Origin of the sequence: Leeuwenhoekiella sp. A2 (genome assembly GCF_047946655.1) — a bacterium.
GTDB lineage: Bacteria > Bacteroidota > Bacteroidia > Flavobacteriales > Flavobacteriaceae > Leeuwenhoekiella.
In genome coordinates, this window is sequence record NZ_CP172311.1 from 1,810,231 (window position 1) to 1,833,328 (window position 23,098).

Consider the following 23,098-nt stretch of genomic DNA (forward strand, 5'->3'; position numbering starts at 1 on the left):
ATTTTTAATGGGTTTTTGGCGATTTTAGCTCTTTTAAGGCCGATTTTTTTAACTAATAACATATTATAGATCTCTCGCCATCACATTAAACTGAAAATTTTGTGTGCCTATTTGAAACTCGTGAGTTCCTATTTTATTAAAACCGCTGTTTATATAAAAAGACAATGCGCGCTCATTGCTCTGTAAAACGGAAAGCCAGATATTTTGATAACCATTATTTTGGGCATAATTGAGGAGTTCCTTTTGTAAAGACAAACCAACTCTTTGGGAAAGAAAATCCCGCAGCACATAAATTTTTTGCAGTTGGCAGGTTGTCGTACAATTGAGGAAGTTAGAAGATGAATCTAACTTTAGCTTGGCATACCCTACAGGAAGTCTGTCTATAGTAGCAAGCCAATAGACATTAGTCTTTTTCTGCAAACTCGCTTCTATTTTCTCTACCGAAAATGTACGGTCATAATAGGCTAAAAGTTCGCTTTTATCAGGAAACAAATGACCAAATGTTTCAGTAAAAGTGACTCTTCCCAATAAGGCAATAATGCTAGCGTCTTCAATTGTGGCTCGCTTAAGTGTGGAGTGGTTCATTTGAGTTTTAAGTTATATATAGTTACCAAGGTTTAAGGTAACTATATACGTATTTACACTAAATGAGAGATTTTATTAATATTTTTAGAGCTTGGAATTCTACAAAGAATCTACCGATTTTTGGATTAAAGTTGAAGTATGCTGTTTGGATAATTCCGGTTCTTTTTTTGCTTCATTTAGCTCTGTGGATTCTTTACTTTTTGTTATGGATTGGAGTTTTATAAAACTATATACTGACAAAAGGAAACTAAATAAAGAAAAACAGAAAAGCCACCAAAACGTCTTTTTCTGCCATTTTTTAATAGTGAGATCGTAACCTTTTATTTCTGATTCTATTAGTTTGTTTTGAGATTCTTGAATTTCTTTTTTTTCTAATTCCTTAAACGAAACAAACTCATAACCTTTTTTACTTAATAAGACTACAGTACCGCTAGTTCTGACTAATTCATAATCATCCCTTAAGCTTCTCACCATAACTTTAATTAGCATTATGTCAACACTATTTGCTACTGCAAGTTCATTTATGGTTGATTTACTATCAGATTGATCTTTCAAAAAGCCTATAATATTTTCAGCAATTGGTTTTAAATCATCTTTCATTTATCATATATTTAGCAGTAAATTACACCAATAAATTAGGTTTAGTGTAAAAAACGTCTTATCTTTGATTAAGCAATAAGGATAAGACCATGTTTAACAAAGAAGTAAAATCAGTACTAGACTTAATAAAAGCCTTTCCAGACGAGCAATCTTGCATTGATCATTTAGAGCAATTACGTTGGAATGAGCAGGTAGTTAGTCCTTTTGATTCTACTTCTAAAGTTTACAATTGCAAAGGCAATCGATACAAGTGTAAAAATACTGGAAAATACTTCAACGTTAAGACAAATACTCTTTTTGATAATACAAAAATGGAACTACAAAAGTGGTTCTTAGCTATTTGGTTAGTTACTTCTCATAAAAAAGGTATTTCATCTTTACAGTTAGGCAGAGATTTAGATATAACACAAAAATCTGCATGGTTTATGCTTCAAAGAATCCGTAATTGCTTTGGTATTGATAATGATACAAAGTTAGATAACGAGGTAGAAGCAGATGAAACTTTTGTAGGTGGAAAAAATAAAAACCGTCACGCTAATAAGAAAACACAAGGTACTAGTGACGACAAAACGCCTGTTGTTGGCATGGTTGAAAGAGGTGGTAAAGTGAAAGCTAAGGCAATAGAAAATACAACTAGTGAAATTCTTTCAAGAGAATTAATCAACAATGTAAAGCAAGGCATTAAACTTTATACAGATGAATATGTATCTTATAAAGGAATGGGGCGAGTTTACGATCATCAAGTAGTGAAGCATAGTAGTTTTGAATATGTAAAAGGTAGAGTACATACAAACACAATAGAGGGCTTCTGGTCACTTCTTAAGCGTGGTATCTTTGGTATCTATCACTTCACCTCTAAAAAGCATTTACAGATGTACGTTGATGAATTTGTATTTAGATACAACACTCGTAAAGGAACTGAATTTGCAAGATTTAATTTACTTTTAGCTAATACAGAAAGACGTTTAACTTATAAAGACTTGATTAATGGATAAGATTATAGTAAAAGATTTACAGGTTTCTATTATATCAAATGAAAAAGAAGACTTTATATCTTTAACCGATATGGCTAAAGAAAAAGGGGATGATACAAGAGCCGCTGATGTTATCAAGAGTTGGTTACGGACAAAAAATACAATTGAATATTTAGGAGTCTGGGAGCAACTGAATAACCCTAATTTTAAAGTGGTCGAATTCGACCACTTTAGAAATAGCGCGGGCTCCAACGCTTTTGTACTAAGTCCGAAAGAATGGGTGGAGAATACAAACGCTGTAGGGATATTCTCTAAATCAGGACGTTATGGTGGCACTTATGCTCACAGAGACATTGCTTTTGAATTTGGCTCTTGGATTAGTCCTATATTCAAGCTTTATCTTGTAAAGGAATATCAACGCCTTAAGAAATCTGAAACAGATCAATACAACCTTGAATGGGATATTAAGAGAGTTCTAAGTAAAGTTAACTATCATATTCATACAGATGCTGTACAGAAGCATATCATCCCTAAATCTAAATATCCAAAAGATAAGCAATGGTTAGAGTATGCAGATGAAGCAGACCTACTAAATGTAGCATTGTTTGGTTTTACAGCTAAAGAATGGAGAAGGGTTAACCCAGAGCATGCTGCAAATAAAAGAAATGTAAGAGATTTTGCTAGCATTAATGAACTAACTGTTATGTCAAATCTTGAATCATTAAATTCGGAAATGATTAAGCTAGGTACGACTAAACAACATAGGTTTCAAGTTTTGTGCAGAACAGCAAAAGACCAATTAAATCAATTGAAAAATATAGATATAATAAAATCAGTAAGAAAAGAAGGTCAAAAAACTTATTTAGAAGCTCAAAATAAGTCTGGTGAAGAGCTTGAGCATTTAACATCTAAGCCTATTATAGAAAAGAATAAGCAGGCGTTATCAGAATTTAATCAAAAATTAAAGAAGGGTTTAGCTTGGAATCCAAAAGAAAAAAAATAACTTCACAAGAGCGTTTTGAAAACTTTTTAGTTCAAAGTGAAAGTGTTTGAGTTTTAAAGGATTGACTAAAAATTAGAGAAATGGTTGAATTATAATCCAAAATAGGGTGACTAAGCGTTATTTTATTTTATCTGCATTGAAAAAGGGTGTCAAATCTAAATACATGGGTTTGGTTGGCTTAGTCTCACCTTCTTCAACTTGAGTTTTATCAGTTAAGTAGGCAAACCCCATTTTTTCATAAAAATTAAGAGACTTAGGATTTGCATAAGCATCCACCGTAATTACTTTGCAGGCACATACATCGTTTTGCTGTAGTGCTAAACCTATTAAAATTTTAATGATTTCTTCTCCATATCCCTGCCCTCTTAGGGATGTAGATACAGCTAATCTACCTAATTTAATAGCTGGAAAATATTCTAAATGTCTCTTTGGATGCGAAACTAGATTTGAAACAAATCTTTTAAGACTACTTTTAGATGCAAAATCAGTATCCTCAACTCGTAAATTATCATTAAATATACTAAAATACGCTACTGTGTTGGTGTTATTCTCGAATACATAGGTTTTAGCAAGAAGTTCCTCTGAATAGTTTTTTGCTTTATTTAATAAAAAATTCTTAAGATTTTCATCATCACAATGAAAATCTTTTATTTCAGTATTTTGATTTACTATAATAGAATGGTATTCCGATAATAACACTAATTACCTTTTTTAAGGCTTTGTTGAAATTTTTCAGCGGCTAATTTAACAGAGGAAAGAAAATCTTTGCTAACTTTTTTAGTTTTATTTTCTTCAATATGAGAGTAGAAATTTATAGCGTCTCTACCTCTCAAAACTGGAGTTATTTTAATAGGCTTTGCCATAGTTGAATTGATTATATGATTTAAAAATGTCCGCAAATGTATTACAAAGTACTATATTATAATCTATTGCGCCATATCCTTTATCTATAACAGCATTAATTTATACATTATTTAAATAAGCTTTTCAATAAGATTTATCTATTACTGTAAAATTATTTACTTATATATCTATTAGACGTAGTAGAACAATATAAGTTACATTATCTCTATAAACAACTATTATACCATTTAAATCTTTACCTTTAACATTAATTAGCATCGGTTTTGGCCGTTAGTTAGGGCTTAAGGCTTGTCTTAAAAGCGACAAGAGTATTAACTAGTGCAACAAGTTCTTTTATATTGAAGGTTTTACTTTGACTTATAGTCCGCAAGAGCGCAAGGATGTATAGCGAAACCTTGAAGTAAATGCTTCTCAAAAAAAATAGCACAATCCTAAGTGCGAAAGCAAACTTTCCTTTTTAGTGTAAAATAATATATAGTTACCAGGTTTAAGAATGCAGAACTAATTATAAACGTTTGTAAACGACTATAAACGAAAGTAACTGTTTATCAACCGACTTCCCATTTGCTGCTTTATCATCTTTGCCCTGTCGATTTACAAATATCGATAGTATCAATTGTTAACCATTAAAAACAAAATTATGAGCACGCTGAGAAACAAAGTACAGTTGATTGGTAATTTAGGAAATGATCCGGAAATTTTAAATCTCGATTCAGGGAGGAAGTTGGCTAAATTTAATATTGCCACAAATGAGAATTATAAAAATAATAAAGGTGAACGTGTTACAGATACACAATGGCACAACGTTGTAGCCTGGGGTAAAACCGCAGAACTGATAGAAAACTATGCCACCAAGGGCAAAGAAATTGCGTTAGAAGGTAAGCTTACTTCGAGAAGTTATGAAACCAAAGACGGTGATAAGCGCTACATAACAGAAATAGTTTGCGATGGAGTATTACTTTTAAGCAAGTAATTCAAGATGAGATTCAAGGACCTGAGGTTTTAATAAAAGAAACCTCAGGTTTGTTTATCATATTGATTTAAAGATAATTATGATATAAAAATCAAGAGAGTATTCTTATTTTTTATACTTTTAATACAGTTACCTTTAAAACGATTTTAGCAATCTTCATTTGCTGTATTCTATAATTCCCTATTTCATTGTTTCAGATATTTTAACCTATAATATTTGAGAAATGAAACAAACACTTACTTTCGTTCTTACGCTATTCGTATTTATCTGTGGGTCTTTTGCTCAGGAAGAAGAAGATTTTAATTTCCTAGAGCGCCCAATTGAGAGTTACATTACAGAAGTAAATTTTCCCGGTATGGGCTGGATAACATCAGGAGAAGTCACTTTTACTTACAATTCTAATAATTTAGTTGTGATGCAGTTGATCAAGGTGCTTGATTATACAACCTTCACGTTAAAAAATACTTCTCGCACAACTTTTACTTACAATTCTTCTGGTGTTCTACACGGAGACTTAGAAGAAACGTGGAATTCTACAACATCATCCTGGGAAAATGAATATCGCAACACATATACATTTTCAGGCGGTGAAATAGCTCTCATTGTGACTGAAATGTGGCAAACTGGTGCCTGGGTAAATGATGACAGATCTACTTTTAATTATTCCGGCGGACTCTTATCTGAAAATATTGATGAAGATTGGGATGCAGCGACCAGTAATTGGGTGTTAGCATACAAAACAGACTACACCTATAATTCTGGGGTTTTAGCATCATCAACAGATTATCAAAGAAATAAGACGACATCCAGTTGGGATCCCAGCTGGAGGGATACAATAACCTATACCGGAACTATAAGAACTACTTTAAGCGAAAATTATATAGCAGATAGTTGGGTTAATAGTTCGCGATATACAGCAACTCTCGATACAGAAAAATTTATAGTTGAAGAACTTGATGAGTCCTGGGATGAAGCAACTTCCAGCTGGGAGAATGAGACACTTTCTACCAGAACAAAAACGGAAGAGGGCTGGCTTCACATTTTACTCATACAATCGTGGGAAGATGAAAACTGGGAAGATGCAGCAAGGATTACATTTACATATCGAAATAATTTATCGACAGGGAACATCCCTCTTGCAAATAACATTTTGATCTATCCTAATCCTGCAAGAGACCAGTTAAATATTTCAGGAATTGAAACTAACGCAGTTGCTCTCAAAATTTTGAATGTTAATGGTCAGGAAGTGACAAATAGTAAACGCACTATAGGATTTAACAGCATAGATATTTCTGATCTAAGCAGCGGTATTTACTTCCTGAAAGCTGAAAAACCTAACTCCAAAATTATTACAAAGAGATTTGTGAAGCAGTAGAAGATTCAATCATCTACCTAAAAGGTTTTTAATTAATTCTTCCTTTCTGCGCACAGCGACTTCCACGTTAGTGCCATCTCGCATTTTCACATAACCACCCTTACCTTTATAGTATTTAACAGCATAGTCAAGGTTTATTAGATGTGATTGATGAATTCTAAAAAAATGTTGATCTGAAAGGAGTTCTTCTATTTCCTTTAATGGTTTTGTAACAAGGTGTTTTTCATTATTGACCATATAAACGTAAGTATAGTTTGAGTCTGACTGGCATCTTATTATATGATCGACCTCTATTAACGATATACCTTCGGTAGTAGGAATTGCAAGCTTTTTGGGATGATGGTAATTATAATCTATCGTATTAAAAATTGATTTTAGTTTGTTAGAAATATCCTTTACTGTAAAATGATTTAATGATCGCTCCAGTGCCAGGTTTAGCTCCTGAGCATCAATTGGTTTTGTAAGATAAGCCATAGCGCTGAATTTGAAAGCCTTAATGGCGTACTTATCATATGCAGTAGTAAAAATAATATCAAAATTTATATGTTTTAGTTGGCCTAAAAGATCAAAAGCAGTTTCACCTCCTAATTCAACATCTAGTAAAACAAGGTCTGGTTGTAGTTTTGTAATCCCAATTGCGGCACTTTCTATATTATGATAAACGCCAATTACCTCAATTTGTGAATTAGGCTTCAACATATTCTTTAAAATGTTGGCAGCAAGTATCTCATCATCTACTATGATTGCTTTTTGCATATTCAATTTTTTAAAACTTTATTTCTAAAGGAAGTTTAAGACTTACCTGTGTACCCTGGGTTTTGTCTGTAATTTTGAGATTACCATTAAGTTTTTTCTGTTTATTAACGATTTTTAGCCTGTTTTGAGTGATTTTTAGTCCCATTGAGCGCTTTTTTGATGTCGCTTTTCCCCCTTTTCTACCTACACCATTATCATCGATAACAATTGATAGATACTCTCCGTCTTTTCTTATATTAATTGTGATCTTACCCTTTTCCTTTCGCGGAGCTAAACCATGCCATATACTATTTTCTACAAAGGGCTGCATTATCAAAGGCGGCACCATTGTATTTTCTTCATTAATATCTACATCTATATAAATAGCATAAGTAAATGGGGTTGTAAGTCGCAGTTTCTCAGTTTCCATATATAACTTCAATAGTTCGAGATCCTCTTTTAGAGAGATCCATTTTTTTTCTGAATTTTCTAAAATGGCTCTAGTTAATTTGGCAAATTTTACTAAATATTCATCTGCGGTACTGATGTCTTTTGTGGCTATGTAATGACGGATAGAGTTGAGGGAGTTAAATATAAAATGCGGATTCATTTGTGCCCGTAGGGCTTTTAGCTCTGTTTCAGCAACTATTGCCTTATATTCAGATAATTTTTGCTTTTCATGAGCATCTCGTTTTTTTTTGTATAAAACATAACCAAAACCCGCCATAACTAAAAGTGTCGAGCTGCCGGCTATTATTATTGTATTAGTAAGCGTATGCCGCTTTATAATTTCTTCATTGAGCTGTTGCTGTGCTGCAAGTTGGTACTTCATTTCATTTTGGGCAAAATCTAAGCGCTTATCTGTGCTAAGTATAGAATCTCTTAAGAGGATGTAATTTTTGAAAGCTCTAAGTGCCATACTATCCTTTTGAAGCTCATAAACTTTGCTTAAAAGCTCCCAGGAGTCTGCTTGCCATTGTACTGCATTGCTAGCTTTTGCTAAAGTGAGGGCTTGATTAGCGTAGTTTTTAACAGCATCAAAATTTTGCTCTATTAGACTTATTTTTGCCAGACTGTTTAATGCGGAAGCCTCAATGTGTGAAAGATTTTGGGTTCTGGATATTTTAATAGCGGCATTATAATATTCTTTAGATTTTTCAAAATCAGATTTTCTTCTAAAAGCTAAACCAAGATTGTTTTTAATAGCGGCGATATAGGCGACATTATCAATTTTTATAGCGTGATCTAGAGCTTTGGTCAGATGGCTAATCCCTTTTTCAATACTGTCTTTATCAACTAAGAGTATTCCAATGTTTGTGTGGCTAACAATTAGATCCTTTTCGGAATGTGATTTTTGAGCCATAACCAGATAATCTTTATAACCGGCCATGGCCTCATCATATTTACCCAAGTCTGCATAGGTATTGGCAATATTGTTTAGTAACTGAGATTGAAGTAAGGTATTTCCCGTCTTAAGAGCTATATCTAGAGCTTTTTGGTAATAGCTTAAAGCAGTCGAGAGATTATCCATGCGATAATAAGCAGTGCCTTTAGCCAGTAGTGCTTTGCTTTTGTATAAGTTGTAATTAAGCCTATTAGCCAGCTTATAAGCATCTTCGGCTTTTTTTATTGCCTGTATGGGGTCATCAAAGCTTGTGAGCTCACTACTTCGCAAAAGAAGATTCAACCTAATTGTATCAATGTTTGTTGTATTTAGCAAATTTTCAATAGAGTCAAGCTGTGTTTTCTGACCTAAAGTTATTGCCACAACGAGCAAAGAAAATACGAGTAACTGTTTTTTCATACACACATATTTACAGCGCAAACGTTTTGTGACATTCTGCGTACGAATATTCAATAAATGGTATCGGATAATAATTACTCCTATGAATAGAGGATCTTCAAGAGTAACTTAGAGGGAATGTGTAAAGTTATGTAAATAAGTTAGTTATGCTTGTATTTTTTAAATAAAAATTGTTGTCTAAAAATTTTATGAGAGTTGCATCTAGTGAGGACAATAATCAATAGGAGCATTTTTGATCCCTTAAACAAATATAATATTCCACGATAAAGAATGATAATGCACAAAATTAGAGCTGGAATAGAGACAAGAAAATACATTTCTGAGGAAGAAATCAGATTGTGAATGCTGAATTAACCAAGAGAAAATGATCTAAAGCCCATATTAAAGAGACTATTTTTTTAACTACTGGTAAAGGCAGAAGTCATTTTAGAAAATAAAAAAGTCATTTAAATAGTATAAACATAAAATTAACCACCATGAAAAACCTAATTAAAATTTCAGTCTTGATTTTAGCATTATTAATTGCATTTCCATCATTTTCTCAAAAACAAATAAAGAGACCAAAAAATAAAGTGGGCGTATCAAGTGTAGATTCTTTCGTAGATAAAAGTTTTAATATGTACGAGCAAATCTTATCTATGCGCGTAGCAGTTGATAACGGACAAAAATTAACCTCAAATGAAGCAGACATTGTTCAATATCTAACTGATAATGGCGAGAATTTAATTAAAGATGCAGGAAATCTTATCGAGGATGCAGAGCATATGACAGTTCTTCAACAAGCTAAAGCAGCTTTGCAGGTAGGCAGGGCGATAAAGGCTTTAAATGAATCTCTTACAGAAAGTGGTAATATTATTTTGGCCTTGAACGGAACACCAGCATCATCAGGATCGTCCACTCCTGAAGCAGAGTTAACATTGGTTAGTGCTGAACCAGCATCACCAGGGGTTAATAATTCATCTGCATTTACAGCTGCTGAAGCAAATGATTTACCAGAAACCTCTAGCACAAATAAAGGAACGCGTATAACACTTAAAGATACGGATTATGATAAGTTTAAAATTCTCACTGATTTACTAGAAAGTAAAGGCAAAATTCTGGAAAGAAACATAAGCAACGGAACAGCTACTTTTTTTATTGCACATTCTCTTTCCTCTTATGACATAGCAGATTATATTTCTAATAATGGAGCAGGAGGTTATAGTATAGAATCTGTGTCAGATAATGACATGACCTTAAAAACTGCTGGTAATTAGCTAATTTAAATTACTTGATTAATGGAGTTCATTATGAAAACGATAATCACTACTTCAACACATTATCCATAACATCCTGTACAACCTCCGGATTAAGTAATGTGCTGGTATCGCCTAAATTACTGGTATCTCCACTGGCGATTTTTCTAAGGATTCTACGCATAATTTTACCTGAACGTGTCTTAGGTAATCCATTTGTAAACTGAATTTTATCCAGTTTAGCAATTGGCCCTATACGTTCTGAAATAAGCTGGTTGATCTCGTTACGCAGGTTATCCTGATTACGGGATTCGCCGGCTTCTTTTAAGATCACATAACCATAAAGCGCGTTACCCTTAACATCATGTGGAAAGCCAACGATCGCACTTTCTGCTACGGCCGGATGTTCATTGATCGCATCTTCTATGGGAGCAGTTCCTAAATTGTGACCGGAAACTATAACAACATCATCAACACGACCGGTAATACGATAATAACCTACACTATCGCGTAAAGCTCCGTCGCCTGTAAAATACATATTAGGAAAAGTAGAAAAATAGGTTTCTTTATATCTCTCGTGGTTTCCCCAGATAGTTCGTGCCATTGAGGGCCAGGGAAACTTGATACAAAGTCGTCCATCTACCTGATTGCCTTTAATTTCTTTTCCTTCTTCATCCATTAAAGCAGGTTGAATGCCCGGTAGCGGTAGCGTTGCGAAAGTTGGTATTCCCGGGGTGGAATAAGGAATAGGTGAGATCATAATGCCACCAGTTTCCGTTTGCCACCAGGTGTCAACAATGGGGCATTTTTTCTTTCCTATATTTTCGTCATACCAGTGCCATGCCTCTTCGTTAATTGGTTCACCTACCGTTCCTAAAACTTTAAGCGAAGTAAGATCGTATTTCTCAACAAAGTCAAGATTTTCTTTCGCTAAAGCGCGAATTGCTGTGGGAGCAGTGTAGAACTGTGTGATCTTATGCTTTTCTACAATTTCCCAGAAACGGCCGTAATCAGGATATGTAGGCACACCTTCAAACATCACAGTTGTCGCGCCGTTCGCCAACGGACCGTAAACAATATAACTATGCCCGGTAATCCAGCCAATATCTGCCGTACACCAGTAAATATCGTCCTCTCTGTACTGAAAAACGTTCTTAAAAGTAAAAGCAGTATAAACCATATAACCCGCGGTGGTATGAACCATACCTTTAGGAGTTCCCGTCGAACCTGAAGTATATAATATAAAAAGAGGATCTTCGGCATTCATGATTTCTGGCTCACAAGTTGAATCTGCGCTATCCAGTAACGGTTGAAGCCATTTATCTCGACCTTCGACCATTTTTACTTCAGAATTTGTGCGTTTCGCTACAAGTACTGTTTTTATACAATCGCAAGATTCAAGTGCTTCATCAACAATGCTTTTTAGGTCTAAAGTTTTCTTACCACGGTAAGAGCCATCAGAGGTGATCACCATTTTACAATCGCTGTCATTGATACGCGTAGCAACGGCTTTCGCTGAAAAGCCCGCAAATACAACAGAATGTATGGCGCCAATTCTGGCACAGGCGAGAACCGCATAAGCCAGTTCAGGGATCATAGGCAGGTAGATACAAACCCGATCACCTTTTTGTATTCCCTGAGATTTGAGCACGTTTGCAAACTTGCAAACTTCATCGTGCAGCTGATTGTAGGTTATATGTTGAGCCTCTTCCTGAGGATCATTAGGTTCAAATAAAATAGCGGTTTTATCACCTCGTGTGCGTAAATGACGATCGATACAGTTTTCTGTGATATTAAGTTGAGCGCCTTCAAACCACTTGACTTCCGGTTTAGAGAAATCCCAATCTAACACTTTATTCCAGCGTTTGTGCCACACAAAATGCTCTTCTGCAATCTCTTCCCAGTAATTCTCGGGATCGCGCACAGATTTTCTATAAACTTGAAAGTACTCTTCTAAGTGTTTGATATGATAGTTACTCATGACGTATGGTTTGATTATATAGTTTGTGTTAGTTTTTGTTTTTAAAAAGGCCAAACCAGCCGGGATTTAAAATTTTCAGTTTTATCAAAACCCATAGTAGTACAACAAAACAAAGCCCTATAACGATAGAGTTTGTGATACTAATAGGAGTAGCATTTTCTAATTTAAATCGAAAATAAAGAGAAATTCCAGCGTAAATACAGATGATGATATCTGACGCTAAAGGACCTATGCGTAATTTCATTTTAAACTATCTTAAGTTAAATATGGACTGTTTGCACACAACACCAATTTTTAACCAAGCAGTTCCTGAACTTCCGCAAATATTTTCTTTACAGAAAAAGGTTTTACAAGGTATTTATCTGCTCCCAGTTTCAAACCTTTTTCAATATCTGAAGCTTTATTCTTTGCTGTTAAAAACACTACTTTGGTATTAGCCAGCATGGTATTATTTTTAATATACTCGAGAGTCTGATAACCATCTACTTTAGGCATCATAATATCCAGCAACACCACATCAGGCTTATTTTTTTCAATAATCGTCAATGCCTCACTCCCATCACGTGCAATTAAAACTTCATAATCCTGCTTTTTGAATGCATATTCTAAAGTCATCACGATATTAGGTTCATCATCAACAATTAGGATTTTCTTTTTCATTTTATCTTAGCTGAATACAATTTAGTTAAAAGGTAGTTTAAAAACAATACATGCCCCTGTTTTGTATGTTTTTTCAGCCCATATAGACCCGTTATGTTTTTCTATTATTTGCTTGCTTATAGCCAGACCTAAACCACTGCCTTGCGGCTTGATGATATTTTGATCTTGAGACTGGTAAAATTTATTAAAAATGTAATCTATGTCTTCATCGGGAATCCCTTTACCATTGTCTTTTACTCTTACCCGTAGATAACCTGCCAGACGCTTATAATCGATGGCGATGATGCCTGTCTCACTATCGCAATATTTTAGAGCATTAGATAAAAGATTAGTAAGCACTTGTAAAATTCTGTCTTCATTATACAGCAGGACAATGGTTTGCTGATTTTTTAATCTTATGGCTATATTTTTTATTGAAGCGATATGTTGAATGCTTTGAATGGCTTTATCTATAGTAATTTTAATGTTGTTTTTACTCATTACCACACGCTGTCTGTCTGTTGATAATTTTTCAAAATCTAATATATTATTAATAAGACGTGAAAGTCTGTCTGTATCCTGTATAATATTATTGAGAAAAACATCTTTGACCTCTGCTGGCATTTCAGATTCATCTTGTAATAATTCGGTTGCCGCTCTAATGCCAGTAAGAGGTGTTTTTAATTCATGTGCTACAGTGTCTAAAAATTCATCTTTCTGCCTGTCTTTTAAAATAAGTTCTTCATTTGCCTTTTTTAGTTGAGATGTAAGGCTGGTAAGCTCTTCAGATTTTTCACTTAGTATTTTATTCTTGCTTATTGCTTCTTTAGATTCTTCTAGTATTTTTAAAACTTCAGGAAGGGTTATTTCTTCTTCTTTTATCACACTGTCTATGAGAATTTTTGAAGAAGCACTTCCTATGCTCCCCGTAAGCAATTTTTCAGAAAAATTAATGAGTCGGGCATCGGCCAGCTGTGTGTTTTGAGGGAGTTTATATTTGAGAAAAAAAAGGTTTAGTGCGCGTTGGGTGCGTTCTTCGCCCAAAAAGCGTATTAAAACATTTTTAATATCGGCGACATAAGCCTCTCCTTTCCAGACTAGTACGTTGTCCTGAAGAGAAAAATAGTTTTTATTATCTACAAACATTTCGGCATAGTTGCGCTCCCGGTAATTACCTTTGACAATAATCGAGAAAAATAAGTAACACAGGGTATTACAGATTAAACTCCAGAAAAATGCATGTGCAGGAGGCGAGAGAAAATCTATCCCAAAGAGGGCGTAAGGTCTAAGCATGTTGATATTAAAGAAACCCTTGTCTACCCAATCCCTGGAGCCGGCAAAAGAATCAAGTGTAAATGGCAGGATAAGAGTGTAAGTAGTAATGAGAAACCCTGTAATCATGCCTATTGTTGATGCCCTGGCTGAACCACGGTTCCAAAACATGCCTATAAAAAAGGAAGGTGCCAATTGTGAAATAATTACAAAAGAGATTAAACCAATAGAGTAAAGGGATAATTCTATAGAAAAGTTGACATAAAAAATATAAGCAGCAATGATTATGAGGAAGATAGAAATACGTCTAATATTTTTGATATAGCTTGAGTTCTTTTCGGGATGGCTTTGTATAAATTTTTCAAGGTACCCGTATGGTATGATCAGATTGTTGCTTACCATAGTTGAGAGGGCAAGGGTAGATACCACCACCATAGATATTACAGCTGAAAATCCACCGAGAAATACCAAAAGTGCCAGAAATGTGTCATTATTCTGTAGGGGTAGCAATAGGGTGAAATATTCAGATTTTGTGGTATCACCAAAAGTTAAGGTGCCACCCCAGGCAACAAAGATGACAAAGATATTAAACAGTAGCAGGTAAAGCGGGAAAAGCCAAATGGCATGTTTAAGGTGCTTTTCCCGATTATTTTCTACAACTGCCATTTGAAACTGTCGCGGCAATAGAAAAATCGCCATAAATGATAGTAAAATCGTGAAAAGCCAGTTAAAACCCCCTTCCAGCCCATTTAATGTGGCCAGCGAGGTAAAATCGGGTTGTACAGAAATTTTATCGTAAATATCTTGTGTTCCATCAAAAAGGTAGTAAGTGACATATATACCTATGGTAAGGAAGAATATCAGTTTCAGTATAAACTCAAAGGCTACTGTTGTTACAATACCTCTGTGTTTCTCAGTGGCATCAGATTTTTGTGTGCCAAAAAAAGCGGCAAAAATGGCCAGTAAAACGGCGATATAGAAGGTAGAATCGTCAAAGAATCTATTTGGCGTAGCAGCTGGAGTACCTACGATGATTTCAAATGTTTCTGAAATTGCTTTAAGTTGTAATGAAATATAAGGTACTGTTCCCAGAAGGCATATAACTGTAGTAAGAGCGCCCAGAAAGCGGTTGTTACCATAGCGTAATGAGATAAAATCTGCTATAGATGAAATTTTATGCTGTTTTGAGATCTGTAAGATCTTGCGCATTATAATAATCCATAATGGACAGGCAATAACAGGTCCCAGATAAATAGGTAAAAAACTTATGCCTGAATTTGCGGCATTACCAATGCTTCCATAATAAGTCCAGGCAGAACAGTAAACCGCCAGGGAGAGGGTATAAACATAAGGGTTATTTACCCATTTGCTTTTGGCATTCTTTTCGGCTAAAAAAGCAATGAGAAATAAAATAGCTAGATAGCAAACAATGATTATGAATAACAGGTAATTACTCATAATGCCTTTTTAGAATAATAAAAGAGATAATTATTGCTATAAGCCATATGCTGAACAGGGCAAAATAAAGAATAGGTATACCGGCAATTGCTCCTGGCACATCAAAGACAAGTACAAAGGGTATGTTGATCATTACAAATAAAGTTATAGATAGAATAACCAGTTTCTGCTCATGTCTTTTCTTCATATTGTAAATGTTATCTCAATATAAGAAAACGGTGTTACAACTGGCGCAACACCGCTTCCTTTAGAAACTAACTAAATTTTAATGGTCATGAGCTTCTTTAGCCCCACTGGGTATGCGTATATGCTCAACGATATCCTGTACATTTTCTGGTGGGGGCGGCGTCATTCTGGAAACGACTAAAGAGATAATCACATTAACCAGCATGGCTACAGTACCAAAACCTTCTGGGGAAGTGCCAAACCACCACTCGCTTGCCGGTCTGGGTTCCATAACACCTATGAGGCCTGTTTTATAGCGTACCATATAAAACAACATGAGTAATATGCCTACAACCATACCTGAAATAGCCCCTTCTTTATTCATTCTTTTGTCAAAAATACCCAGAATAATAGCAGGGAAAAATGAGGCGGCTGCCAGCCCAAAAGCCAGTGCTACTACAGCTGCGACAAAACCCGGAGGATAAATACCAAAGAGACCTGCTATAAGTACGGCAAAGAATATGCTTATACGGGCAGCCCATAATTCCCCTTTATCAGAAATATTTGGTTTAATCTGTTTTTTAATAAGATCACGTGAGATAGACGTAGATATGACTAGAAGCAAACCTGCAGCGGTAGATAGTGCAGCAGCTAAACCACCGGCTGCAACCAGACCTATCACCCATGCCGGTAACCGCGCAATTTCCGGATTTGCCAGTACCATGATATCACGATCTACGTACAATTCATTGGGATTTGAATTGGCATTAGTTATCATACGTTCACCATAAGCTCCCCGCTCATTAGTAAAAATGGGTTTTCCATCAAGAGAATTTCCTTCTACATATTGTATTTTTCCGTCCCCATTTTTATCAGTCCAGGCGATAAGCCCGGTATTCTCCCAGTTTTTAAACCATTCTGGGATAGATGCGTATTCCCGGTCACGTACAGTTTCAATTAGATTGGTTCTGGCAAAAACAGCTACGGCAGGAGCGGTGGTGTAAAGAATGGCTATAAACAATAAGGCAAGGCCTGCAGATTTACGGGCATCTTTAACTTTGGGAACAGTAAAAAAGCGTACGATAACATGAGGCAGCCCGGCAGTACCGGCCATTAAAGCCAGTGTTATAGCAAAAACATCCCACGTTGATTTTGTACCACTGGTATATTCTTTAAAACCTAGCTCAGTATGCAGGTTATCCAGTTTTTCCAGTAGATAAGTCCCGTCTTCTACGCGACCTCCCATCCCTATTTGTGGGATAGGATTACCGGTCATTTGCATAGATATAAAAATAGCGGGAACCATAAATGCAAAAATGAGGACGCAATACTGAGCTACTTGGGTATAGGTAATCCCTTTCATACCACCTAAGAATGCAAAAACGAGCACTACGGCCATACCAATAACTACCCCCCAGGTTATTTCTACCTGAAGAAATTGAGAAAATACAATGCCTACTCCCCGCATTTGACCGGCAACATACGTGAAGGATACGATAAGGGCGCAGAAAACAGCAACTGTACGGGCTGTATTAGAATAATATCGATCTCCTATAAAATCGGGAACAGTAAATTTTCCAAATTTGCGCAGATAAGGAGCCAGCAAAAGTGCCAGCAGCACATAACCGCCTGTCCAGCCCATGAGGTATACAGAACCATCATATCCTGCAAAAGATATAATACCTGCCATAGAAATAAAAGAAGCAGCACTCATCCAGTCTGCAGCGGTGGCCATACCATTAGCGAGGGGAGAAACACCACCGCCCGCTACATAAAATTCTTTAGTTGAGCCGGCCCGAGCCCAAATTGCAATGCCAAAATAAAGGGAGAAGGTAATCCCCACTAAAATCCATGTCCAAACTTGAACGCTCATAATAATTAGTTTTTGGTTAGTGATGTAGATTACTCGTTGTATCCGTATTTTTTATCCAGTTTGTTCATCAGTCTTACATAAACAAATATGAGTATGACAAACACATAAATAGATCCTTGTTGTGCAAACCAAAATCCCAGTTTAAATCCGCCCAAACGTATTTCATTGAGGGCATCTTTAAATAAGATCCCGCAACCATAGGAAACTATAAACCAGATGCTTAATAAGATAACCAGGTATTTGAGGTTTTCTTTCCAGTAAGCGACTGCATGTTTTTGCTTTTCTGTCATGTTAGTTAGTTTTAATTAGCTAGTGATTATAAATAGATCATTGCCTGTAGGGTAAGTACTCCAGTCTTTGTATCTCCAAATTTTTGATTCTCGTATTCCAGCGTAAGTTTAGAATTGTTTCCGCTTAAATAACCGTTTATGCCCAGTTTAAAGATGTTGCGGTTGTCATCTACCGCGTCATAGCTATTAGAGGCAAAAGCAATGTATGGCTGAAATCGTGCCTGGGTAATGGTACCCGGAATAACATATCCAGCTTGCGCCAAGAACATGCCCCCTGTCCCATACGCGCTAAAGAGATAGTTGTCGCCGTAATCATTAGACTGGTAGGTGGCATAGGCGGTTATGGCACTGCCGTTATCTGCCAGTGGTGATTCATAAAAAGCATCAACAGCAAAGAGGCTTACATCTTCTCCCAATAGTGTGCCATTGGTATTAGCCCTTACAGCACCATTGGGGTGCAGAAAGAACCCGGCACCTATGTTAAATATTTTTTTTGCTCCCAGATATGTCCCCACTTTATAGGGTAAGAAATTAGATTCCTGATCTAAAAAATTAAATTCAAAATAACCTGCATATGCCTTTCCGGCATCTTTAGATCCTAAAACCCTTCTGCCACCATAAACAGCCGGTCCTCCTGTGGCAGGATCACGGATGTCAAGAGAGGTGGTAATAGCATCATTAACAGAGACACGGTATTGCAATTTCCCAAATTTCCCTTTTGCGAAAATTCCTAAATGCCGTGCAAATTGATCACTGAGACCAATGGTAGACCAAGATTGTCTGTTGTTGTCCAGCGTAAGCATATTTAAGGTGCTCTGGTTGTTTAGTCTAGATATCCCGTTGAAATAATGTAAGCCCCCTCCTATGACGTGATCTGTAGCTACATTATACTGGGCCCACACCCCGTGAAAAAATAGCTGGGAGCCGTCTCCCGTTCCCGTAGGACTCATCGTAGAACTGTTTAAACTATTAAGCCCAAAATGAGTAAGAATCATGAACTTTTTATTGATCTGCGCAAACATGAGTATGCGTGCTCTTCTTAAATTAAAGTTGAGTTTGCTCATGTCCTCAGGTACATCATCAGAATAGGAAGCCTGCACCTGCGCCCAGGAGATCAGACGCAGATATTTACTGCCCTCTTCATTGAAGTTAACTTTTAACCCCCCTGAGTAATCGGGAGAGCTTTGCGCATAGGTGTACTGTAAAGCGACCATACTTACTCCTAATAGAAATAACATTTGTTTTCTCATGATCTCAGGAAGGTTTTTAGTTAAAAACTGGTTTGTGTGCTTAACTAAGTTCCTAAAATACAGGAGTTAAATAAAAACTAATATAGTTATCTGTTCATTTGATATGGTTATTCTCTAAAACGTTCCCATTTTATAAGCATAAACTTATCTCCAAGTTCTGTTACCACTACTCCGGCCCCCTTAAGGTTTTCAGTTTTTTCAAAATAAATTACTAGTTCACTATGATTTAAAATCCTATAGGTGGGATGATATTCGGTATGATAAGGACGCTTAACGTTATATTTTTTCACCCAATTCAATATGCTTACATGAGATATGCCCAGAAGACGTTCTATCTCCCTATAAGAAAGTCCTTCAAGGTACAGCTGTAAGGCTTTGTTAACGTAATAGTCTTGTATGCGTTTCCCCAACTTGTTAACGGTAAAGTAATATCCGCAGGATTTGCATTTATAGCGTTGCCTTTGACTGACTATGCCACTTTTTATAAAGCGATTTGAACTGCAATTAGGGCATAATTCAATCTTCATATATGGCTATTTATCATAAATATAGTTAATTAGCACAAAAACTACAACGTTATCGTTAAAATAAAATGAATGTAGTAGGGAAGAGTTGTACTGAGTTGTCTTATTAGTGAACAACAAAACCAAACGCTAGTATGAAAAATCAATCTTTTAAGCTGATGCTTTTATGTGGGTTATTTGCAATAATTCCCTTATGCGAAAGCTATGCCCAAGAATCAGGCGATGACAAAAAAATGGCTTATTATGAGCAGCGCGCCAAACAGGATGCTGCTTTTGAAAGATCATATAAAGCAGAATCTGAGGCAGAGGAAGAAGCATTCTGGAAAGAGCAACATAAGTATGAAGAGAATTTAAAGAAAGAAGATGAAGTTGCTTATAAAGCTTACATGAGAGGCAAAAGAGACGCCTATAAAGAACATAAGAAACATTGTGATCATCATTGCCATCACAGCGAGCATTATTATAGCGAAGCTTCATTTTACTACTATTCTAATAACCGAAGCTATTACAAACCGGCACCAAGAAGCACAATTAGAACAGATGTACGCATCAACACGCCAAATGTGCGCATTGGTTTTTAGTTAGTTTTTGGCATGAAATAGCCAGATAACATTGATCTGGCTATTTTTTTACAATCTGGAGTAATTTAATTTTTAATTGCTGTATTTAGATCTGTGATTTCTTGTGTTTTTATGGGTTTACCATCGGCATCAATTTCAATAATAGAATCAAAACCCAATTTATCAAGATTGGCAGCTATTTTTGCCCGATCACCTACCATAAACCAATTCACAGTTTCCGGGTTTACAACTTCTTTACTCACTTTTTGCAGATCTGCGAGAGAGAGGTTGCGTACTTCGGCATCATACCTCTGGTAATAATTATCTGGCAGATTATATTTTACAATATTAGTAACCGAATTATTCACCGAACTATTAGTTTCCCACTGGCCGGGTAATTTTAAAACCTGATTGGTTTTTACCTTATCGAGCTCTTCCTGAGTTGCTGGTCTGGTCGAAATAAACTCTGAGATCTCTTTTCTCAATTCGGTTACAGATTCTGCCGTTTTATCTGTTTGTACAGGTGCATAAAGCAAAAAAGGACGTTCTGCTTTAGAATCGAGAACCATACTTCTGGCTCCGTAGGACCAATGTTTGTCTTCGCGTAAATTCATATTTATTCGGGAGGTAAAATCACCGCCAAGAATACTCATCATTTGCTCCAGAGCAACTTCAGATACATCTCCATATTTACCTGTTAGGTTACCCGCGATTATTACAGATTGTTCTGACTCTGGTCTGTTGAGAAGATATAGTGTATTTTTTGAAGTAGGCTTTGGCTGCGTAAAAGCAATTGTAGGCACGTCACCTTTTTTCCATTTTCCCAGAGATTTTGAAAGCATAGATTTAAGTTCGCTCATTTCAATATCTCCTGTAACAACGAGGGTTGAATTATTGGGTTTTAACCAGGTGCTATAGAATTTTTTGACATCGTCAAGATTTATTTTTTCTACAGTTTCTGTATAACCGGTGCCTGTATAAGGATTGCTATAAGGATGACCTTCACCGTACAAGTATTTGTTCATTACGCGCAAAGCCATAGCGACGGGGACAGACTTTTCATATTTAATATCATTGATCTGTTCTTCTTTTAAACGGTCAAATTCCTTCTGAGGAAAAGCCGGATTCAAAATAACATCGGCAAAGAGATCAACACTTTTTTCCAGAGTTGGCTTTAATGTGCTCATGTAAACACTTGAATTATCCTGATCTGAATAAGAATACAGATTTGCTCCCAACAATTGTAGTTTCTCATTGATCTCAAGTGCAGACATATCTTCTGTGCCTTCATCAAGTAAGTTCATAGCGAGCGAAGCAAGACCGGGTTGCGATTGAATATCAGTCTTGTAACCGGCATCTGTCATCAGTTCCATAACAATTGTAGGCACACCGGTGCGTTTAGCAAGAACAATGTTTAATCCGTTAGCTAAAACGTCTCGTTGTAGTGTGGGGAATTTAGATGTTTTTGTAGGTTCCAGCTCTGGTAATTTGCTTCTGTCTATCGTACTTTTAGTAACAGTATATTCCGGGAACGGATTACATTCTAAAATAAACTTGCCTTTAGTTAACCATTTTTGAGCCGTCGCTTTAATATCATCTACTGTGGCATTTTGTGCATATTCTAATACAGTTTTATAATAATCTGCATCACCAAAATAGGTTTCGTTAGAAGCGAGAATATCTGAAACTCCGCCAAAACCGCCTATGCGTTCCATTCCTTTTATAAAATTTGCAAAATAATCTGCCTTTACACGTTTCAGTTCTTCTTCCGTGGGGCCGTTTTCGATTAGATTTTTGATCTCAGAATCGAGTTTTTCGCGTACTTCAGCGATATTTCCGCCCGGTTTTACATCCGCGGAAGCGATAAAATTGCTGCTTATTTCGCTTGAAGCCTGATAAGCGCTTACAGAAGTAGCGATCTGGTCTTCATAAACCAATTTTTTATAAAGTCTTGAATTCTTCCCGTTAGATAATAATGCAGCTATAAGATCGAAATAGATATCTTCTTTATCACCAAATTGCGGCGTATTCCAGGCAAAGAGAATACGAGGGTCTGAAACTCTGTCCTGATAAACCTGGTATTTATCTTGCTCAAGAATTGGGATATTTATCTCTTGTCTCGCAATGGTAGGACCTGCAGGAATATCACCAAAGTAAGCCAAAACCTTATCGTAAGCTTCCTGTGGTTTTATATCACCGGCAATGGCAATTACGGCATTAGCAGCGCCGTAATAAGAAGTAAACCATTCTTTCACATCATCAAGAGATGCGGCATCCAGATCTTCCATCTCGCCAATTACCGTCCAGGAATAAGGATGACCTTTAGGATACATAGCTTTTGCCAACAAATCCCACTGTTTACCGTAAGGCTGGTTTTCTCCCTGTCTTTTTTCGTTTTGTACTACACCACGCTGCTCATCAAGACGTTCTTGATCTAGTACACCCAGCAGATGCCCCATGCGATCTGACTCTAAAAAAAGAACCTGATCAAGTGCAGAAACGGGTACATTTTGAAAGTAATTGGTCCGGTCGCTATTCGTTGTACCGTTAAGATCTGTACCGCCTATACTCTCAAGTGCCTGAAAGTAGTCTTTGTTGTAATTCTCGCTTCCGTTGAACATAAGATGCTCAAAAAGATGGGCAAAACCGCTTTTCCCTTCTTTTTCGTTTTTAGAGCCCACGTGATACCAAACGTTGACAGCAACGATAGGGGCTTTATGATCTTCATAAACCAGCAATTTTAAACCATTAGGCAATTTAAACTGCTCGTATGGAATATTAATATCTTCAGCTTTAAACTGAAAATCCTGCGCAGAAACCAGCTGCAACATGAATAAGGAAAGACTAAATAGAATTATTGATTTTCTCATGATTGATGAATGTTTAAAAGTTTGATTGATATAAATATAAACATTTAATAAACTAAGCATCAAATCAT

At 36.1% G+C, this 23,098-nt stretch carries 21 protein-coding genes and 1 pseudogene; 6 read left to right on the plus strand and 16 right to left on the minus strand.

What is annotated here, in order from left to right; genetic code table 11:
• Nucleotides 1-63: 63 nt before the first annotated feature.
• Complete coding sequence (locus tag ACH3PA_RS08135) at nt 64-585, minus strand: GNAT family N-acetyltransferase (RefSeq protein WP_416445341.1); 522 nt, start codon at nt 583-585, stop codon at nt 64-66.
• Between the two features lie 99 nt (nt 586-684).
• On the minus strand, nt 685-1,185 hold the full coding sequence (locus tag ACH3PA_RS08140; protein ID WP_416445339.1) for a hypothetical protein: 501 nt from the start codon (nt 1,183-1,185) through the stop codon (nt 685-687).
• 89 nt (nt 1,186-1,274) lie between these two features.
• On the opposite strand from ACH3PA_RS08140, the gene ACH3PA_RS08145 reads away from it, so the two are divergent.
• Together ACH3PA_RS08145 and ACH3PA_RS08150 are read left to right on the plus strand one after the other, a co-directional pair.
• A complete protein-coding gene (locus ACH3PA_RS08145) occupies nt 1,275-2,180 on the plus strand; it encodes an IS1595 family transposase (RefSeq protein WP_416445337.1) in 906 nt (301 codons plus the stop codon).
• A pseudogene (locus ACH3PA_RS08150) lies at nt 2,173-3,000 on the plus strand (KilA-N domain-containing protein); the annotation flags it as partial. The gene ACH3PA_RS08145 and the pseudogene ACH3PA_RS08150, both read left to right, overlap by 8 nt.
• 279 nt (nt 3,001-3,279) lie before the next feature.
• On the opposite strand, the gene ACH3PA_RS08155 reads toward ACH3PA_RS08150, so the two are convergent.
• Nucleotides 3,280-3,861, minus strand: a complete 582-nt coding sequence (locus ACH3PA_RS08155; protein ID WP_416445335.1) for a GNAT family N-acetyltransferase — start codon at nt 3,859-3,861, stop codon at nt 3,280-3,282.
• Nucleotides 3,861-4,025, minus strand: coding sequence for a hypothetical protein (locus ACH3PA_RS08160; protein ID WP_416445333.1), 165 nt, complete (start codon nt 4,023-4,025; stop codon nt 3,861-3,863). Before ACH3PA_RS08160 ends, ACH3PA_RS08155 begins: the two co-directional genes overlap by 1 nt.
• 641 nt (nt 4,026-4,666) lie before the next feature.
• Between ACH3PA_RS08160 and ACH3PA_RS08165 the strand changes: the two genes are divergently transcribed.
• Nucleotides 4,667-4,999, plus strand: a complete 333-nt coding sequence (locus tag ACH3PA_RS08165) for a single-stranded DNA-binding protein (protein WP_416445331.1) — start codon at nt 4,667-4,669, stop codon at nt 4,997-4,999.
• 223 nt (nt 5,000-5,222) lie between these two features.
• A complete protein-coding gene (locus tag ACH3PA_RS08170) occupies nt 5,223-6,374 on the plus strand; it encodes a T9SS type A sorting domain-containing protein (protein WP_416445329.1) in 1,152 nt (383 codons plus the stop codon).
• 9 nt (nt 6,375-6,383) lie between these two features.
• Here ACH3PA_RS08170 and ACH3PA_RS08175 read toward each other — a convergent pair whose 3' ends face one another.
• Together ACH3PA_RS08175 and ACH3PA_RS08180 are read right to left on the minus strand one after the other, a co-directional pair.
• Nucleotides 6,384-7,130, minus strand: a complete 747-nt coding sequence (locus ACH3PA_RS08175; RefSeq protein ID WP_416445327.1) for a LytR/AlgR family response regulator transcription factor — start codon at nt 7,128-7,130, stop codon at nt 6,384-6,386.
• A gap of 10 nt (nt 7,131-7,140) precedes the next feature.
• A complete protein-coding gene (locus ACH3PA_RS08180; RefSeq protein ID WP_416445325.1) occupies nt 7,141-8,913 on the minus strand; it encodes a tetratricopeptide repeat protein in 1,773 nt (590 codons plus the stop codon).
• A gap of 476 nt (nt 8,914-9,389) precedes the next feature.
• Here ACH3PA_RS08180 and ACH3PA_RS08185 point away from each other — a divergent pair, with 476 nt between their 5' ends.
• Nucleotides 9,390-10,169 (plus strand): hypothetical protein, encoded by a 780-nt coding sequence (locus ACH3PA_RS08185; protein ID WP_416445323.1) that lies wholly within the window; start codon nt 9,390-9,392, stop codon nt 10,167-10,169.
• A 49-nt stretch (nt 10,170-10,218) separates the two neighbouring features.
• Here the strand turns inward: ACH3PA_RS08185 and acs are convergent, their stop codons facing one another.
• The 9 genes from acs to ACH3PA_RS08230 form a co-directional block, all read right to left on the minus strand.
• Complete coding sequence (gene acs / locus ACH3PA_RS08190; RefSeq protein ID WP_416445321.1) at nt 10,219-12,129, minus strand: acetate--CoA ligase; 1,911 nt, start codon at nt 12,127-12,129, stop codon at nt 10,219-10,221.
• A 28-nt stretch (nt 12,130-12,157) separates the two neighbouring features.
• The gene (locus ACH3PA_RS08195; RefSeq protein ID WP_416445319.1) at nt 12,158-12,373 is read right to left on the minus strand and encodes a hypothetical protein; all 216 of its coding nucleotides are present in this window, start codon (nt 12,371-12,373) and stop codon (nt 12,158-12,160) included.
• A 50-nt stretch (nt 12,374-12,423) separates the two neighbouring features.
• The gene (locus ACH3PA_RS08200; protein ID WP_416445317.1) at nt 12,424-12,789 is read right to left on the minus strand and encodes a response regulator transcription factor; all 366 of its coding nucleotides are present in this window, start codon (nt 12,787-12,789) and stop codon (nt 12,424-12,426) included.
• Between the two features lie 21 nt (nt 12,790-12,810).
• Nucleotides 12,811-15,498: an ATP-binding protein gene (locus ACH3PA_RS08205; protein ID WP_416445315.1), complete on the minus strand. Its 2,688-nt coding sequence runs from the start codon at nt 15,496-15,498 to the stop codon at nt 12,811-12,813.
• A complete protein-coding gene (locus ACH3PA_RS08210) occupies nt 15,491-15,685 on the minus strand; it encodes a hypothetical protein (protein ID WP_416445313.1) in 195 nt (64 codons plus the stop codon). Before ACH3PA_RS08210 ends, ACH3PA_RS08205 begins: the two co-directional genes overlap by 8 nt.
• A 78-nt stretch (nt 15,686-15,763) precedes the next feature.
• Nucleotides 15,764-17,536 (minus strand): sodium:solute symporter family protein, encoded by a 1,773-nt coding sequence (locus tag ACH3PA_RS08215; protein WP_416445311.1) that lies wholly within the window; start codon nt 17,534-17,536, stop codon nt 15,764-15,766.
• Between the two features lie 29 nt (nt 17,537-17,565).
• Nucleotides 17,566-17,826 (minus strand): DUF4212 domain-containing protein, encoded by a 261-nt coding sequence (locus ACH3PA_RS08220; RefSeq protein ID WP_416445309.1) that lies wholly within the window; start codon nt 17,824-17,826, stop codon nt 17,566-17,568.
• 26 nt (nt 17,827-17,852) lie between these two features.
• Nucleotides 17,853-19,076 (minus strand): hypothetical protein, encoded by a 1,224-nt coding sequence (locus ACH3PA_RS08225; RefSeq protein ID WP_416445307.1) that lies wholly within the window; start codon nt 19,074-19,076, stop codon nt 17,853-17,855.
• 107 nt (nt 19,077-19,183) lie between these two features.
• On the minus strand, nt 19,184-19,603 hold the full coding sequence (locus ACH3PA_RS08230) for a transposase-like zinc-binding domain-containing protein (protein WP_416445305.1): 420 nt from the start codon (nt 19,601-19,603) through the stop codon (nt 19,184-19,186).
• 131 nt (nt 19,604-19,734) lie between these two features.
• Between ACH3PA_RS08230 and ACH3PA_RS08235 the strand changes: the two genes are divergently transcribed.
• Nucleotides 19,735-20,181 (plus strand): hypothetical protein, encoded by a 447-nt coding sequence (locus tag ACH3PA_RS08235; protein WP_416445303.1) that lies wholly within the window; start codon nt 19,735-19,737, stop codon nt 20,179-20,181.
• A gap of 65 nt (nt 20,182-20,246) precedes the next feature.
• Here ACH3PA_RS08235 and ACH3PA_RS08240 read toward each other — a convergent pair whose 3' ends face one another.
• Nucleotides 20,247-23,030, minus strand: a complete 2,784-nt coding sequence (locus ACH3PA_RS08240; RefSeq protein ID WP_416445301.1) for a M16 family metallopeptidase — start codon at nt 23,028-23,030, stop codon at nt 20,247-20,249.
• Nucleotides 23,031-23,098 lie beyond the last annotated feature (68 nt).

Excerpts from the sequence above, each read along its gene's own strand:
- ACH3PA_RS08135 (WP_416445341.1), bottom strand. The coding sequence starts at position 585 with ATGAACCACTCCACACTTAAGCGAGCCACAATTGAAGACGCTAGCATT.
- ACH3PA_RS08140 (WP_416445339.1), bottom strand. The coding sequence starts at position 1,185 with ATGAAAGATGATTTAAAACCAATTGCTGAAAATATTATAGGCTTTTTG.
- ACH3PA_RS08145 (WP_416445337.1), top strand. The coding sequence starts at position 1,275 with ATGTTTAACAAAGAAGTAAAATCAGTACTAGACTTAATAAAAGCCTTT.
- ACH3PA_RS08160 (WP_416445333.1), bottom strand. The coding sequence starts at position 4,025 with ATGGCAAAGCCTATTAAAATAACTCCAGTTTTGAGAGGTAGAGACGCT.
- ACH3PA_RS08165 (WP_416445331.1), top strand. The coding sequence starts at position 4,667 with ATGAGCACGCTGAGAAACAAAGTACAGTTGATTGGTAATTTAGGAAAT.
- ACH3PA_RS08170 (WP_416445329.1), top strand. The coding sequence starts at position 5,223 with ATGAAACAAACACTTACTTTCGTTCTTACGCTATTCGTATTTATCTGT.
- ACH3PA_RS08175 (WP_416445327.1), bottom strand. The coding sequence starts at position 7,130 with ATGCAAAAAGCAATCATAGTAGATGATGAGATACTTGCTGCCAACATT.
- ACH3PA_RS08180 (WP_416445325.1), bottom strand. The coding sequence starts at position 8,913 with ATGAAAAAACAGTTACTCGTATTTTCTTTGCTCGTTGTGGCAATAACT.
- ACH3PA_RS08185 (WP_416445323.1), top strand. The coding sequence starts at position 9,390 with ATGAAAAACCTAATTAAAATTTCAGTCTTGATTTTAGCATTATTAATT.
- acs (WP_416445321.1), bottom strand. The coding sequence starts at position 12,129 with ATGAGTAACTATCATATCAAACACTTAGAAGAGTACTTTCAAGTTTAT.
- ACH3PA_RS08195 (WP_416445319.1), bottom strand. The coding sequence starts at position 12,373 with ATGAAATTACGCATAGGTCCTTTAGCGTCAGATATCATCATCTGTATT.
- ACH3PA_RS08200 (WP_416445317.1), bottom strand. The coding sequence starts at position 12,789 with ATGAAAAAGAAAATCCTAATTGTTGATGATGAACCTAATATCGTGATG.
- ACH3PA_RS08205 (WP_416445315.1), bottom strand. The coding sequence starts at position 15,498 with ATGAGTAATTACCTGTTATTCATAATCATTGTTTGCTATCTAGCTATT.
- ACH3PA_RS08210 (WP_416445313.1), bottom strand. The coding sequence starts at position 15,685 with ATGAAGAAAAGACATGAGCAGAAACTGGTTATTCTATCTATAACTTTA.
- ACH3PA_RS08215 (WP_416445311.1), bottom strand. The coding sequence starts at position 17,536 with ATGAGCGTTCAAGTTTGGACATGGATTTTAGTGGGGATTACCTTCTCC.
- ACH3PA_RS08220 (WP_416445309.1), bottom strand. The coding sequence starts at position 17,826 with ATGACAGAAAAGCAAAAACATGCAGTCGCTTACTGGAAAGAAAACCTC.
- ACH3PA_RS08225 (WP_416445307.1), bottom strand. The coding sequence starts at position 19,076 with ATGAGAAAACAAATGTTATTTCTATTAGGAGTAAGTATGGTCGCTTTA.
- ACH3PA_RS08230 (WP_416445305.1), bottom strand. The coding sequence starts at position 19,603 with ATGAAGATTGAATTATGCCCTAATTGCAGTTCAAATCGCTTTATAAAA.
- ACH3PA_RS08235 (WP_416445303.1), top strand. The coding sequence starts at position 19,735 with ATGAAAAATCAATCTTTTAAGCTGATGCTTTTATGTGGGTTATTTGCA.
- ACH3PA_RS08240 (WP_416445301.1), bottom strand. The coding sequence starts at position 23,030 with ATGAGAAAATCAATAATTCTATTTAGTCTTTCCTTATTCATGTTGCAG.